Origin of the sequence: Celerinatantimonas diazotrophica (genome assembly GCF_004339545.1) — a bacterium.
GTDB lineage: Bacteria > Pseudomonadota > Gammaproteobacteria > Enterobacterales > Celerinatantimonadaceae > Celerinatantimonas > Celerinatantimonas diazotrophica.
The window spans coordinates 42,099-56,820 of the sequence record NZ_SMGD01000017.1; the positions used below are offsets into that span (position 1 = coordinate 42,099).

Below are 14,722 nucleotides of genomic sequence, written 5' to 3' on the forward strand. Positions count from 1 at the left end.
GGGGAGGTATCAATACCACTACTTTTAGGGTGTTTATATGATAAATAATCATTTATTTACATATGTATCGGCGATCAACGATGCTTGTGAAAATGAATTCATTGTGGAGCGAAATGTTGTCAAAGAGTTAGTCGAAGATAATGGGATCGTGACTCAGTATTCTGAGCAAATCGTCAAATTTAGCAATGGTGTCATTATAAAACAAAGTATTGAAAAGGATCTTGAATCTGTGAATCCTGAGGTCGTGTGCGAAGAATCCTTTATTGACTATGAAGTTTTATTTGAGCCAGAAGATTATGATATTACACCTAAGCACAAAAATTTTATTAATCATTGCCAAGAAGCCTTTTGGATCAAAATAAGTACTGCACAAAACATAAATGCATAACGACCCAACGCCCTCAGACGTGATGCCATTGCGTGGTGTTGGTAAGTAAACTTGGTGTCTGGCAGCGGGCTTGCTGTGTTCATTCTAGAAATCTGTCAGCGATAGATGATGGCTGAACATTTGGGGTATATCCTTTTTAACCATGACAGACTGGTGCCGCGTTTAAAATGCGTTTAATTTGAACAAAATTCAACCACCAAAGGTCAACAGTCCCTAGGCATTCATCTCATCAGATCGACTTCTGAGTGCAGTGTCGTTGGGGTTCAGTATGGATTTAGAGCGGGGTTTGTGATTAGCGCACTGAATTTTAAAGTTATGACTGTTCTGGTTGTGATGTATTCGCAGTTTTCATCTGACAACTGGGGATATTCTTTTGGGTTGGCCGTCTGTTTTGTCCTAATTTGTATTGTGGGACACGTGCTGTGGAACGGTGTGGGTCAAATATCCAGTCGGCTTATTCAAAGTGACAGTTTTTTAAAGAAACAAAATGTGGTCTATGGAACAATGCTCGTTGGCGTTGGGGGTTGGATGTTTGTGTCAGCTTTACGTTCTGCCCTGATAGCGGGTTTGTGACGCATATTTCACCGACTAATGATGGCTGGGGGTTGGTATGACTGATTATTTCGGTTCTTGTCTGTGTGGTACCGTGAGCTTTAAAATCACCGGTACGTTTGACTGCTTTTATCTGTGCCATTGTCAGTATTGTCAAAAAGACACCGGCTCAGCCCATGCGGCAAATCTATTTTCCCAGTCAGCTAAATTACTCTGGCTGTCAGGAACCGATGCGGTGACTTCTTATACGTTGCCAGGCACTCGTCATCAAAAGAGCTTTTGTAAATTGTGTGGCTCAGCAGTCCCCTGTACCTCGATAGATGGCGCGCTCGTTGTCCCAGCGGGATGTTTGGACAGTGACATTAAGATGTTGCCAACGGCCCACATTTTTGTATCCAGCAAAGCGGCTTGGGATGGCCATTTTGAGGTGCTGCCTCAATTTGAAGCACTGCCAGATTGAGCAACCCTCTCCGAACCGTTTGCTGTTCATACTTTGTATTGGCAATGATTGTCTCCGAGGCGCTTTATTAGTGTAAAGAGCTGACTCCCTCTATAAAAATAACCAGTTTAAACATCGCTCTAGTGTGGTGACTGGCTTTTTATCATGAGAAAAACCAGATAAACACTTCCGATCACGGCTGCAATAATGCCCGTGGGTAATTGAGCCGGGTAAGCTATGGTGCGAGCCAGCCAGTCAGCGATGAGCATTAACAGTGTTCCCAGTAATGCGGCAGTCCATAATTGTTGAGCGGTTTTTTTGGCGCCGAGCATCACCGCCATGTGGGGAGCAATGAGACCAATAAATGCAATTGGACCGACAAATGCGGTGACACTAGAGACCAGCAGAGCGGCTAGAATGAGTAGCGTGAGCCGTGCCCGCTGTGGCCTTACACCTAACGATTGTGCGAGCGGATCACTGGCCGCGAGTAAGGTTAGCCAATCACGAAATACAAAACTGATAGCGGTGAATCCGGTCACACAGAATATCAACCAAAGACTTTTAGTCCCTGTCACATTGTAAATAGAGCCACTCATCCAACGGGTGATGCTATAAACATCATCATTGCCTTGTGCCAAAAAGAATTGGATCACGCCATCCATTGCGGCAGTTAAGGCAATCCCGGTTAAGATCAGACTGCCCGGCGCAAAATGATGTTTACGCCCCAAGAGTAACAGAATACACAAAGCCGCCAGACTGCCGCTATAGGCAATGATTGGATTTACGCTGGTAATCGCTTGCTCAAAAAACATGGCATAGAGAACGAGCACTAACGTTGAGCCCGCTGTCAGTCCCATCATCCCGGGACTGGCCAGCGGGTTTTTGATTAATCGTTGTAAAATGACTCCGGCAACAGACATTCCGATGCCGCTTCCCGTAGCGGTGAGCAGGGCCGGCCAGCGCAAATGCCATAGAGTTTGATTAGGCCAGTGAAACTGCCAGAGAGTGTGATGGCTAACCAGTGAATAGCTGGGGGAGTAGGTTAGCGAGAAGAGCACACTCGCACCAATCAGAGCCAGCAGAACAAGAGCAGTGCGGTTGGACCATGTAAAGAGCGACTTCGGAAGTTGTAAGCTGGTGTGATCAGAGGCTTTCATCTGTTGACGTAACAGAATGATCAGAAAGGGGGCGCCGATTAACGTGGCCGTTGACCCACTGGGAATCACCTGATCACTGTATTGGCCTGCCAGCACAGCGATTGAATCGGTGACCAACAAAAGGATCGCACCCAGTAAGCTACTGAATATGAGTTCATCAAGACTACGACGACTACCTAAATATCGAGCTAGATTAGGGGCCAGTAGACTGATAAATCCAATCACGCCGACGGCGGCAATGGCACTGCCAATTAACCATAAAATAGCGAAGCCGATCACCAGCATGGTCACACCGATCGACATTCCTCGGGCTCTTGCATTTTGCTCCCCTAATTTTAACAGGGTCAGAGGCCGATGGGCGATGAGCATGATGATCGGGAGGATGATTAATTTAGGCACGAGCCATTTCACCCAATGCCAGTCGGTTTGAGTTAAATCGCCAGCTCCCCAGATAAATAAAGACAGAGTGGCTTGTTCATGGAGCAAAATGAACGCAGAGGCTAATGTGGCACAGAGAATGTTGACTGCAATCCCAGTGAGAATGATCGAAAAGCCATTCAGACCTTGTTTGGCTGCGATTATCCAGATAAATAGCGACGCAATTAATGCTCCACCCATGGCCACCCATGCGCCATGGGCGGCTAAGATTGTTGGTGCCCATACGCCTGTAACGACCAGTGCCAGCCAAGCACCGGCAGATAATCCCAAAGTGAGAGGCGAAGCTAGATGATTTTGCGTCATTTGTTGTAACAGACTGCCACAAAATCCTAAGGTTGCCCCGATGCTAAGCGCCAGGATTGCCCGTGGAAGCGATGCATAAAGATATTGGAATTCTGGGAATCCATGAGGTGTTGCGCCCCAAATAAGGTGCCACTGTTGGGCAAAGCCAAGCGCTGAGCTCAATTGTAAGTGTAGCCAAAAGCTCAGGAGCAATAGCGCCAGATAAGCGAATGATCGAAATATCACAGTTTAAGGCTCGATAGTTAAAAGTTGTTGGGTGATGGCAGATGCCATCGTTTGAATCGATAAAGCTCCGCCATAGGTCCAGGCGGCCGGCAGTGCTGCAATTCGGTGATTTTGGACAAAAGGCATGGCTTGCCAAAGTGGTGTTTTAAAGAGTTTTTGCTGTTGTGGGAACGGTTTGAAGTATAAAAGAACCCCGTGATCGATAGCGGCCAATGCAATGACTTTTTTCTGGGTTGCGCCCCATTTGCTAGTGGGTTGAGCCAACGCAGGTTTGAGTCCGAGTTTTTCAAGGGCATATTGCGGCATTGAATTGTCACCAAACACCCAGACTAATGCGGTTGAATTAAAACGAACACACGTCACGCGCGGTGGATGTCCATGAAAGTGCGCGTTGATCTGTGCTCTCCATTTGGCAAGTTGCTGATCCATCTGCGCTAGAAGACGATGGGCCCGGGGACGTTTATTAAATAAAGTCGCGAGAGTCAGAAAGGTCCGAGTAGCCGCTTTGGCATTGTTATGGTGGCGGCTAAAGTTTTTAAACATTAAAACCGGTGCAATTGGACGCAATAGCCTCAGAAGTCCCGACTGTGATGAGCCGATGATGATCAGATCGGGTTTGAGTTGTGCAATTCTCTCGATATTGGGCGTTGCGCGGGTGCCAACATTAATGACAGATTGTGCTAAAGCTGGCTCTCTGGCCCAAGTTCGGTAGCCTTCGGGATTCGCGATCGCGACAGGCGTAATCCCAAGGGCTAACAAGTTCCCCGTCGCTGACCAGTTTAGCGCAATCACCCGTTTAGGGACCTGCTTAAATGTATGTGGGCCAAGACTATCGTTAATGGTTACAGAAGGTGCGGCACAGGCCCACAGTGGGCAACAGATCAATAGAAAATAGAGACGTTTTAACATGGTTCTTCCTTTAATTAACTCATCGCAACAATGGGGGTCGGTAATGTCGGGTGTTCGATGATCTGCATCTCGACGCCATATAATTGATGCAGGTGTTGTGGGGTTAACAACTGCTCGGGGGTGCCATCAAATATGAGCTGTCCCTGTTTTAAGGCAATGATGCGTTGGGCATAACGCAGCGCCAGATTGATATCATGCAGGATCACTACAATACCGCGTTGTTGTTCTCGGTTGAGGTGCGCAAGTAGTTGCATCAGCTCATACTGATGGGCCGGATCAAGTGCCGAGGTCGGTTCGTCAAGGAGCAACAAAGGAGACTGTTGGGCCAATAACATGGCGATCCAGGCACGCTGGCGTTCTCCGCCAGAAAGCTCGTCGACCTGATGATTCGAATATTCAGCAAGTTGTGTATCGGTGATGGCTTGGCTTATGATTTCTTGATCACTCGCTCGCCACCGACCAAAACTGCCGCGCCATGGAAAGCGGCCCAAGCGCACGAGTTCTGTAACTGTTAATCCTGCGATGGCGGGCAGGTTTTGGGGAAGATAAGCAATTTTGCGGGCCAACTCTCTTTGCTTGATTTGGCTGAAAAGGCGATCGTCATAGCTGAGCGCACCAGCATCAGGCGAAAGTTGGCGGGCAAGCAGTTTGAGCAGGGTCGATTTTCCTGAGCCATTGTGTCCAAGAATCACGGTTAACTGGTCCAATTGGAGCTCAAGTGCCGGTATACAAAGAATGTCGCGCTGAGAGCGTTGCACACGGATATTTTCTAATTTAAGCATGAGTGGATAATTCCTGGGCAATTCGCCGTTTTCGCTCATCAAGCGATAATTTGGGGCAGGTTGAACAGAGTTCCCCATCGGCTCGGCAATAATTAAAACAACAGCTTTTGCGATTCAGCGCCAGATGCGGTGTGTCGTCATTAAGAAAAATGAGCATTAAGTGGCTTTCATTTGACCAGCCCAGCTCAGCGAGCCACTGTATTGCTAATTCCTGAATCTGTTTATTGGTGATTGACGGTTCAATGGTAGTGAGCTGGATAAGTCCGCTAAGCACAATATCGGCCGCCAGACGTGATGCAAAGTTGGGGCGTAAATTAAAGATGCTCTGGCATTGGTTGAAAAAAGTTTGGTGCATCTGTTTCAGCTGGTTGGCTGCGATAGATAGGCACAGCTGTTCTGGCGCGTGCTGCAATTGGTCTGGGGTGAGGGTGTAGCCCGCGACGACCCCTTGTTTGAGGTGTTGGACGATCTGCTCAAGTGGTATTTTGATTTGGCAGCCATGCACAGCCACGATCGACAGATAAATGGGTTGCCAAATGAGCAACGACCAGCAGCGCGCGGCCCAATAACGATTTCCCGCTTCGGGGGATTGGCGTTGCCAATGCTGGTAGAGTGTTCGGATCCCTTGAGTATTGTCTTGTCCCAACAGCAGTGCGTCAGATAATGGCAATGACGTATCGCCCTGCAGCGCAGGGTGATACCGTTTAGCCATGGCAAAGAGCGACTGGGTGGATGTGGTCATATCAGGCTCCCTTTAGGGTTAGAAATCCACGAGCAAACTAAGCTTGGCTTCTCGTTCGGCCCCCATCCAACAGTTTGTGGTGTCGTAACAGGCCCCCACGTAGCGTTTATTGGTCAGGTTGGTTACCGTGAAATTGACTTTGTAGTTGTCATTAAAGCGATAGGTCGAGGCTAAATCAGCCAGTGTATGGCCCGAGACAAAGTCAGAATTGGCATCATCAATGGGGGTTTTGCCCACATAACGAATCCCTAAGCTAAAATCAAAAGCTGGGTTCATATAGTAAGTTCCCCAAATCGATGCTTTAGTGTTAGCAACCCACACGGGGGTTTTGCCGATCAGGCTTGAATCGGCATTTTTGGTCACCTCAACATGTTGATATGTGTAGTTTGCCTGGACATCCAACTGCTCGGTTAAGCGGCTCCAAAGCGTGGTTTCTATCCCCTTAGATGTCACCTCGCCGACCTGGGTGTAATTGGCTGGGGCGCTGTCATATTTGACAATGTTGCTTTGGATAATATCAAAGGCTGCGGCCGTAAATTTGATACTTCGTGAGGGTGTTTTGAACTTAACACCGACCTCGTATTGCTTGGCGGTGGTCGGTTTGACGGTTTTACCCGTTTTGACATCCCTACCGGAGGTGGGCTGGTAAGAAGTGGCATAACTAAGATAAGGCGCAAGACCATTATCAAAGGTGTAAATACCCGCTAGGCGAGTGGAAATATGGTGTTGATCAATCTTGGTCGATGATGCGCTACCACTGGTGATCTGATTATCATCACTGCGGTAGTGATCGTGGCGAATATCGCCTAAAAGAGTGAACGACTTCCAGTGCATTTCATCTTGAGCATACAAGCCGAGTTGGTTGCTTTTAGTACTACTGGTTTGTTTGTACGTAAAGTGACTGACAATGCTGCTGGGATTAAATTGATAATAATTGGGATCGGCTAAATTAATACTCGGTGTGCCTGAGCCGAAAGTATCCTGATAGGTGACTGATGATTGTAAGCGTTGATAATCGATCCCAAATAACAGCTTATGTTCGGTGCTGCCTAACTTTGTATCCCAGGCTAATTGGTTGTCGATGGCATAGCCATTCATCTTCTCATCGGTTTCATAGGCGTTGCGATTTAAGATGGGGCCAGAAATGCTAGACGTATAAGTATTACGTTGTAGCAATGAGCCCTTGGTATAACGGAAATTTTGTAAAAATTTTAAATGGTTATTGAAACGATGGTTGATTTTATAACCGAGCATCGTGACGCGCCGAGCCGCATTATTCCAGTTTTTATCGCCGGCATACGCATCACTGGCTAATTTACCCCAAGGGGCTGCATAAACGGCCCCGGCTGCTGGGAGTGGTGTGGATGGAACGAGCTTGGGATCATCTTGATAATAAAGGTTTAGATTCAGAGTTGTTTTGGGAGTGATTCGCCAAGTTGCAGATGGTGCGAATAATTTACGCTCTTGCCGGGTGGTCTTCATTTGAGCATGTTGTTTACGGGCCAATGCGACAATCCGATAGTCGAAATCATCATTGACCACGCCGTTGTGATCAATGCCCAATTCTTGAAGATAATTGTTGCCCGTGCTGAGTTTTAGCTGTGTATGTTCATAGCGTTCTGGCTGTTTTCCGATCTGATTGATCATCCCCCCAGGTGGTGCGGAACCATACAGTGATGAGGTCGGACCTTTGAGTACTTCGATGCTTTGGGTCGCAAAGGCATCGACCTGAGGGTATAGGTTCCAGTTATGAATATATTGCAGCGGTAGGCCATTGTAGTAATTGTTATAACTGACAAACCCACGAATCGTATATTGATCAAATAGTGTCGCAGTACTACGATTCTCTGTGGTGATACCAGGAACATAGCGCAACGCTTCGTTGATACTGTCAACCTGATGCTGCCTGAGATAATCAGCATCATAGACTTCATAGCTCATTGGTGCTTCCATCGGGCTTAGATCTGTCTTGGTGCCAGTCGAGCGGTAAGTGTTTGCATAAACCTTCACGGGAGCCAGCGTTTCTGGATTGCTGGAGGATTGTTGCGCATGAGTACTGGTTTTTTGCGGCTTGTTTGGTGTGGCTGAATCCTTGTCCGGGTGCTGATGGGGTAATGGCGTACTGCCTTGGGCGGTATGGATAAATACAGCGAATGATAATGCAGGCAGTAGCTGTATTAGATGAAACCTCATGCTTAATATTCCTTGTTTTTAAACTTTCTTATGAATGGGACAGAGCTATTGACAGAATGAAAAGTAAAATTTATGATAATAATCATGCTAATGATAATTATTATCATTTCTAATTGTCAATGATTAAAGAGAATGTCTACCGTGAGTATTCTTGCAAAGGCAGGGTTCTTAAATTCGCAACAACCTGAAATATATAACGATAATTGATATCAGCACTAAGCAGCTTATATTTGAGGAAACATCGTCGTGTTAGGCGAAAGCCTGTCGGAGGGATGGATGACGCTGGTTTTTAAACCTATTCATGTCGAGCAGGATTTTGCACAATGTGTTGCGTTTCGTCGGGATGCATACGTTTGTAGTTTTCAGTCGTTGACTGGCTTTGAGCACTTTTTGTCTGGATATCGGGAGCGGATTGTTGCGCGCATCAACCATCCCTGCTGGTTTTATCGGCATATCTGGCTGGAAGGTGAAATAATCGGCCAACTGGAATTTCGAACTTACTGTGAAATAGACGATGTCGATGAGCATACCGGGTATGTGAATCTCATTTATTTAAAAGCTGAGTATCGGGGACAAGGTCTCGCTGGCAAATTGCAAGATTATATTGCCAATGAGCTAATTGCCGCCGGTTGTCAGCGCTGTTTATTGTCGGTGAGCCGCACGAATCAACGCGCCCTAAGACATTATCAGCGCTTTGGCTGGCATTATTTAAAACCCAATCCGAAACATGCCATGACTGATTTTTATCAGCGAGTTTTGAGCTAAAAAATCACGTGCCTAAATGTGTCCTAACAAGCCCTGAAGGGGATTTTGCTATCTTCTATTCCCCGAATCGGCATCAGTTTATGCTGCCTGAAAAATAACCGTAATGAGTTAATTGATAGTGTGGAATCAGGCGATGGACCGAGATAAACATGCTCTAGCGCCATCGGCTGATCACGACTGGATAAGGCAAATTCCGTATAGGGTTTTAGCATGGCGCTCCCCTCGCGAAATTTGACTCGCGGATCCAGTTCCTGATGGGTAATGGGTAAAACGACTCGCCATTCATCTTCTTCACGAAATGAAGGATGTTTCAATAAGACTGCTAGTCGTAATAAATCGGTTTCTACCTCTGCAAATAATTCATCTTCAGGCAGATCAATCTGACAGACAGAGTCAATCGCTTGTTGTACTAGTTGGGTCTGGGTGTGGGTATCATAGATACAGCGGCCAATTTCAAATTGCTGCTCTTTTGCCCAATGGCTAATGTGGTCTGGGTGAAACCCTAAACTCACTCCTTTGCCTATGCTGCTGTAGCCACGCCATTGGCTCAACAGGTTGCCATTAGCACGAAATGAGGCAGCAAAGAGCATATGGCCCTGATTGAGTCGTTCATTAATCCATTGCGCAAAATGGTTCAGTAATTGTGCTTTAGGATCGCCGCTGATAATTCGACTCTGGATCCCCTCAGTGAGCAGATCGAGCATGTGATGTAGCTCTGCTGAATCATTCATATAGCGGACATCACTGGCCCACAACACCTCAGAGCGGACAATACCTAACAGTCCGGACAAAGTCGTGTAGTGATATAAAGTCGCTTCGGGCGGCTGATTAAATAGCTGTTGAATGAAAGGCCTTAACATAATGCTCCTTTAAGTGAACTCATCCGATATCCTAATTCTATCTATCTGGTAAGTCTATCGAATGACAATCCACGAATCGGTTCTGACGTTTTCATATCTTTTTATAAACGATGATACATCCTGACAAAGCGAGCAAAGCGGGGAATATCATGACTGGTCATGCCGTTATACCGAAAGGTAATCATGGAACCTAGTTTAGGAGGATGAACACGCAATTCATCGCTTAAGCCACTGCCAATCGCAAACGTTGTCCCATCGGCCATTCTTACTTTTAAGGCACCCACTAACCCTTGGTATTTACCATGTCCATCGCGATAACCGATGACAACTGCTTCATCATCTTTATAAGGTTTTAATTTTAAAAGATGACCGCTACGGCCACTCATATAGAGTGCATTTTTGCGATGTAAGACGAGCCCTTCGCCGTGATGCGCCACGACTTTGTCCAATTGGTTTAAAAGAGCCTGAGTGTTTTCAACACTAAATTGCCTGACCAATTGAATATGACGCGGTGATTTGGCTGTAAGCACTTTTTGTAGATGTTGGTAGCGTATGGCAAATGGGGATTTATCTGCAGGGAGGTCAAATACCATATAGTGGACGTTTTGCCATTGTTTATCGGTACTGGTCTGCTGTTGAATTAACCCTTCCATATCACTGAAATGGCCAAAATCAATCCATAATTCGCCATCTAACGGCTGATTGGGGAAACCTTTCGTGAAACTTTTGGGAGCTTTAATCCGGTTGCCATGGCGGGTCCAGAGTTGCTTCCCATCCCAATATGCGCGAATACCATCGTACTTTTCACTAACGAGGTAGTGAAGGACATCTTGGTTCTGGTAATTCATGGCTAATTGAACAGAAATGGGATGGGCAATTACGACGAGAGGCAGGGCAGAGAAGATCGCGGGGAGTATCGCTGACGTGAACGAACGCATCTTATTTCACCTTGTTATTGAGTTTTATATTAATAATAAGGTGAGCAAAAGAGATGTCAATCCTCTGGTATTGGTTTTACGCTGCGACGGTTCGAGTACTGTTGGATCATCAGCCCGGCAATGATCAGTATCAGCCCCGTATAAGTCGCATGGTGAATATTTTCATGGAGGAATTTGTTGATAAAAAACAAAGATAAAAATGGCGAGATAAAAATCAAATTCGAAATTCGTGCGGTTTTCTCTGTTTTTTTCAGTGCCATAACCCAACAGACAAATGTAATCCCCATCTCGAATAATCCGACATAGACTCCGCCGGCGAGGGCCTGCCAATGCAGATGGATTAACGGCTCAGTTATCAGGCAAGTGCCCCAAATTACTGGCTGACTGAGCAAAAATCCGCAAAACAGCCCAGCCACTGGGTCATCATTCCGGCGCTGGTTTAAAATCCAATATAGTGCCCAAAATAAGGTACTCAATAACGCCAATGCAACACCGCTAAGACTGGTAAAGTGCAGTGCTAAAAAATTGCCTTGAGTGGCAATGACAACCACTCCCAAATAGCCCAGCAGCATTGCCCCAATATCGCCGCGGGTCAGTTTGTGTCCGAGTAATACCGCCGCCATGAGACTTAGTGTGATAGCCCAGCTATAGTTCAGTGGTTGGGCTTGTTGGGCCGGCAAGCGATCATAGGCCTGAAATAAAATAAAGTAGTAACCAAAAGGATTGATCAGCCCAAGCAGTAAGTAATATCCAAAATGACGTTTGAGATACTTAAGACACAGAGTGAGCTTGCCTTGTATGCTGATCATCACGCCAAGAACAATCGTTGAACTGAATGACGCGATGGCTATCAATTGCAGCGGGGTTAGATAACCTAAGGCTAACTTAAAAGCGGTCGCAACAGTTGACCAGAGCAAGACTGCAATGATGCCGTAAATGTAGGCTTGGGACTGTGATTGAAGCATGCATAAAAAATCAACAATAAAAAAGAGACCATAGCATAGTTACCGACCTCAGAGCGACTTAATTCATTAAGGGCTAAAGTCATCACGGCTCACTTGTCGTATTCATTTAGCCGTCTCAATGGCAGTGACGATTGGCATGGTCGCAACTTCGATATGGTGATGGCAATCCGCACTGTTAGCTTGAGTGAAAAATTACCAGTTCAGCTGGTTGACTAACACTGAATAGGGCGATTCGCTTGAGGCGATATGGCGCAAGGTTATGACCTGTTACTATAAACAACGGGCTGATTTTAAGCGGTAAACTTAAAGTGGCTGAACTGTTAGAATCGATGATTCTCCATTCAATGAACCGACAACAATTGAGGCGTTTTTATGGATCTACATATACAAGGTAAACGAGCACTGGTGATGGCTTCATCACAAGGTTTAGGGCTAGGAATCGCCAGTGAGTTAGCTAAAGAAGGGGCTAAAGTCATGTTGTGTGGTCGCTCGAGTGACAAACTTCAAGAGCAGGCCGACAAACTGCATGCGGCAACGGGCGCTGAAGTTTTAACCTCTTGTGTGGATTTAAGTGACTGGGACAGTGTTCAAGCGACTATCGATCAAGTTAAAGCGTCTTGGCAGGGGCTAGATATTCTGGTTAATAATAGCGGGGGTCCGCGTCCAGGCATGGCCTCTGAAGTCGAGCATGAGGAATGGTTAAGTTATTTTCAGACGATGATCGCCTCGTTAATGGAGATGACTCGGCAGTTTATTGAACCGATGAAAGCTCAACAGTGGGGACGCATCCTGACGGTGACCTCTAGCGGCGTCGAAGCACCGATTGCTAACCTCGGTATTTCTAATACATTGCGTAGTGCGTTGGTCGGTTGGTCAAAAAGTTTATCCAACGAGCTGGCACCATTTGGCATTACGAGCAATGTTTTAATTCCTGGGCGAATTCATACTCAGCGCGTTGATTCACTCGATGCGGCTGCGGCTCAACGTCAGGGATTGCCAATCGAAAAAATACGGGAGCAAGCCTGTGCCCAAATTCCAGTGGCTCGTTATGGCAAAGTTGAAGAGTTTGCCGCCGTTGCCGCGTTTTTATTGAGTGAGCAAGCAAGTTATGTGACTGGCTCCAAAGTGCGTTGTGATGGTGGATTAATCAGTGGCATCTAATTGGAGTTGAGGGCGTATTAGCTTACCAATGGCTGCATAGTCGGTTGTTATCATTGCCGAAAAATGGGTTATGCCTAGATTTTTCGAAAGGCATGAAATCATTATGAAACAATAGATTATGAATAAAACGAGACAAAAGAACAGCAACATGGGCGAGTGTGATTGAAAAAACTAGCATTTGCCCACTAATTCGTTAGTATAGAGAAATGTTACTGTAACATTGAAGCTTATGAGTGGAGTTCACAAACGCCCAACTTTAACTGATGTGGCCCAATTGGTGGGGGTTACCAAGATGACGGTGAGCCGTTATCTGCGCAATCCCAAGCAGGTGGCAGCAAAAACTGCCGAGCGCATTCAAGAGGTCATCGATGAACTTGGCTATGTTCCCAGTCGAGCGCCAGATATTTTATCGAATGCTAAAAGCCATGCGATTGGGGTGTTGCTGCCGTCATTAACCAACCAAGTGTTTGCCGAACTATTGCGCGGTTTAGAATCAGTCACCGAAGTCAGTGGTTATCAAACGATGTTAGCCCACTACGGTTATGATCCAAAAATCGAAGAACGCCGCATCGAATCACTTTTGTCCTATAACATCGATGGTCTGTTACTGAGCGATCGCATTCATACCCCGCGTACGGAGCGAGTGATCGCAAGTGCGGGGATCCCCGTCATCGAGATGGTTGAAACCGATGATCCCATGAATTATCCGGTTGTTGGTTTTAATAACCGTGAAGCCGCCAGACAGATGGTTGCGACAATGCTCGCCAGTGGCTATCGGCAGATTATCTATCTAGGCGCACGGCTCGATACCCGAACCAAGCTTAAGCAACAAGGCTATCAGCAAGCGATGCAAGAGGCAGGGTTCGAACCGCATTCGGTACTGACAGAACAACCCTCGTCATTCTCTCTAGGTTCTGAATTACTACGGAAGGTATTGGCGCAATATCCAAATTGCGACGGTATTTTTTGTACCAATGACGATTTAGCGGTAGGGGCCGTATTTGAGTGCCAGCGCCAGAATATTGCGATTCCTAAACAATTAGCCATTGCTGGATTTCATGGTTTAGATATTGGTCAAACGTTAACGCCAAAGCTTGCCTCTGTCATTACGCCACGTGAGGCTATTGGACAAAAAGCCGCTGAGCAGTTACTGGCTTGTCTTGAAAAAGATATAAAGCCTAAGCCGATGACCGACTTAGGCTTTCAAATTGCGCGTGGCGCAAGCATTTAACTAGCCGCGTAAAGATGCGACCAATTCACATGCTTTTTTACTAAGCTGGGTGATTTCTGCCCAGCTTTGACTTTGGATCGCGGCGGCTGGAATCATCCAAGTGCCACCGACTGTGCCGACGCAATCTAAAGCAAGATAGTTGGCCAGATTCGCTTCTTTTACTCCGCCTGTTGGGCAGAATTTGATCTGCGGCAGGGCTGCACTGACCGCCTTGAGCACGGGGGCGCCACCGTTGGCTTCAGCTGGGAAGAATTTCAGATGATCCAAACCATAGCTCAGTGCTGTGATCATTTCCGAGGCTGTTGCAACGCCTGGAATATAAGGGACTTCTTTAGTTTGGCTGAATTCTAGCAGTTCAGGGCTAAATCCAGGAGAGATAACAAACTGAGCTCCGGCATCTAATGCGGCCTGGTACTGCTTAGGGTTGATCACGGTGCCAGCACCGACGATAGCATCCGGCATTTCTTGACTGATAGCGGCAATGGATGCAATGGCTGCATCTGTTCGCAGCGTGATTTCAAAGACATTAATACCGCCGTCAGCCAAGGCTTTAGCTAATGGAAGTGCATCTTTAACATCGTCAATAACCATCACCGGGATGATCGGAGAAGCCGCAAAAACCTGAGCGGCAGTCACTTTTGACATAATGATTCCTTAATTGTTGAGTTGGCTTT

Annotated in this window: 14 protein-coding genes; 5 read left to right on the forward strand and 9 right to left on the reverse strand. The window is 46.5% G+C overall.

Annotated elements, in window-relative coordinates:
- The first annotated feature begins 37 nt into the window (after nucleotides 1-37).
- Both EV690_RS15880 and EV690_RS15885 read left to right on the forward strand, forming a co-directional pair.
- Nucleotides 38-388, forward strand: coding sequence for a hypothetical protein (locus tag EV690_RS15880; protein WP_131914004.1), 351 nt, complete (start codon nucleotides 38-40; stop codon nucleotides 386-388).
- 610 nt (nucleotides 389-998) lie between these two features.
- A complete protein-coding gene (locus EV690_RS15885; protein ID WP_131914005.1) occupies nucleotides 999-1,400 on the forward strand; it encodes a GFA family protein in 402 nt (133 codons plus the stop codon).
- Nucleotides 1,401-1,519: 119 nt separating this feature from the next.
- Here EV690_RS15885 and fhuB read toward each other — a convergent pair whose 3' ends face one another.
- Genes fhuB through EV690_RS15910 form a run of 5 tightly spaced genes read right to left on the reverse strand, consistent with a single transcriptional unit; the run spans nucleotide 1,520 to nucleotide 8,128 of the window.
- On the reverse strand, nucleotides 1,520-3,502 hold the full coding sequence (gene fhuB / locus EV690_RS15890) for a Fe(3+)-hydroxamate ABC transporter permease FhuB (RefSeq protein ID WP_224054970.1): 1,983 nt from the start codon (nucleotides 3,500-3,502) through the stop codon (nucleotides 1,520-1,522).
- A 3-nt stretch (nucleotides 3,503-3,505) separates the two neighbouring features.
- Nucleotides 3,506-4,411: an ABC transporter substrate-binding protein gene (locus tag EV690_RS15895; RefSeq protein WP_131914006.1), complete on the reverse strand. Its 906-nt coding sequence runs from the start codon at nucleotides 4,409-4,411 to the stop codon at nucleotides 3,506-3,508.
- A gap of 14 nt (nucleotides 4,412-4,425) precedes the next feature.
- Nucleotides 4,426-5,193: an ABC transporter ATP-binding protein gene (locus EV690_RS15900; RefSeq protein ID WP_131914007.1), complete on the reverse strand. Its 768-nt coding sequence runs from the start codon at nucleotides 5,191-5,193 to the stop codon at nucleotides 4,426-4,428.
- A complete protein-coding gene (locus EV690_RS15905; protein ID WP_131914008.1) occupies nucleotides 5,186-5,935 on the reverse strand; it encodes a siderophore ferric iron reductase in 750 nt (249 codons plus the stop codon). The genes EV690_RS15900 and EV690_RS15905 overlap by 8 nt, the downstream gene beginning before the upstream one ends.
- An 18-nt stretch (nucleotides 5,936-5,953) precedes the next feature.
- A complete protein-coding gene (locus tag EV690_RS15910) occupies nucleotides 5,954-8,128 on the reverse strand; it encodes a TonB-dependent siderophore receptor (protein WP_131914009.1) in 2,175 nt (724 codons plus the stop codon).
- Between the two features lie 276 nt (nucleotides 8,129-8,404).
- On the opposite strand from EV690_RS15910, the gene EV690_RS15915 reads away from it, so the two are divergent.
- Nucleotides 8,405-8,893, forward strand: a complete 489-nt coding sequence (locus EV690_RS15915; RefSeq protein WP_131914010.1) for a GNAT family N-acetyltransferase — start codon at nucleotides 8,405-8,407, stop codon at nucleotides 8,891-8,893.
- Nucleotides 8,894-8,916: 23 nt separating this feature from the next.
- On the opposite strand, the gene EV690_RS15920 is transcribed toward EV690_RS15915, so the two are convergent.
- The 3 genes from EV690_RS15920 to EV690_RS15930 all read right to left on the reverse strand — a co-directional run bounded on the left by EV690_RS15920 (nucleotide 8,917) and on the right by EV690_RS15930 (nucleotide 11,656).
- Entirely contained in the window at nucleotides 8,917-9,753 is an 837-nt protein-coding gene (locus EV690_RS15920) for a DUF2971 domain-containing protein (protein WP_131914011.1), read from the reverse strand.
- A gap of 101 nt (nucleotides 9,754-9,854) precedes the next feature.
- Nucleotides 9,855-10,691 (reverse strand): DNA ligase, encoded by an 837-nt coding sequence (locus EV690_RS15925; protein ID WP_131914012.1) that lies wholly within the window; start codon nucleotides 10,689-10,691, stop codon nucleotides 9,855-9,857.
- Between the two features lie 56 nt (nucleotides 10,692-10,747).
- Nucleotides 10,748-11,656 (reverse strand): DMT family transporter, encoded by a 909-nt coding sequence (locus tag EV690_RS15930; RefSeq protein WP_131914013.1) that lies wholly within the window; start codon nucleotides 11,654-11,656, stop codon nucleotides 10,748-10,750.
- A 372-nt stretch (nucleotides 11,657-12,028) separates the two neighbouring features.
- Between EV690_RS15930 and EV690_RS15935 the strand changes: the two genes are divergently transcribed.
- Together EV690_RS15935 and gntR are read left to right on the forward strand one after the other, a co-directional pair.
- Complete coding sequence (locus EV690_RS15935) at nucleotides 12,029-12,817, forward strand: SDR family oxidoreductase (RefSeq protein ID WP_131914014.1); 789 nt, start codon at nucleotides 12,029-12,031, stop codon at nucleotides 12,815-12,817.
- A gap of 229 nt (nucleotides 12,818-13,046) precedes the next feature.
- The gene (gene gntR, locus EV690_RS15940) at nucleotides 13,047-14,048 is read left to right on the forward strand and encodes a gluconate operon transcriptional repressor GntR (RefSeq protein WP_131914015.1); all 1,002 of its coding nucleotides are present in this window, start codon (nucleotides 13,047-13,049) and stop codon (nucleotides 14,046-14,048) included.
- Here the strand turns inward: gntR and EV690_RS15945 are convergent, their stop codons facing one another.
- Nucleotides 14,049-14,693 (reverse strand): bifunctional 4-hydroxy-2-oxoglutarate aldolase/2-dehydro-3-deoxy-phosphogluconate aldolase, encoded by a 645-nt coding sequence (locus EV690_RS15945; protein WP_131914016.1) that lies wholly within the window; start codon nucleotides 14,691-14,693, stop codon nucleotides 14,049-14,051.
- Between the last annotated feature and the right edge of the window lie 29 nt (nucleotides 14,694-14,722).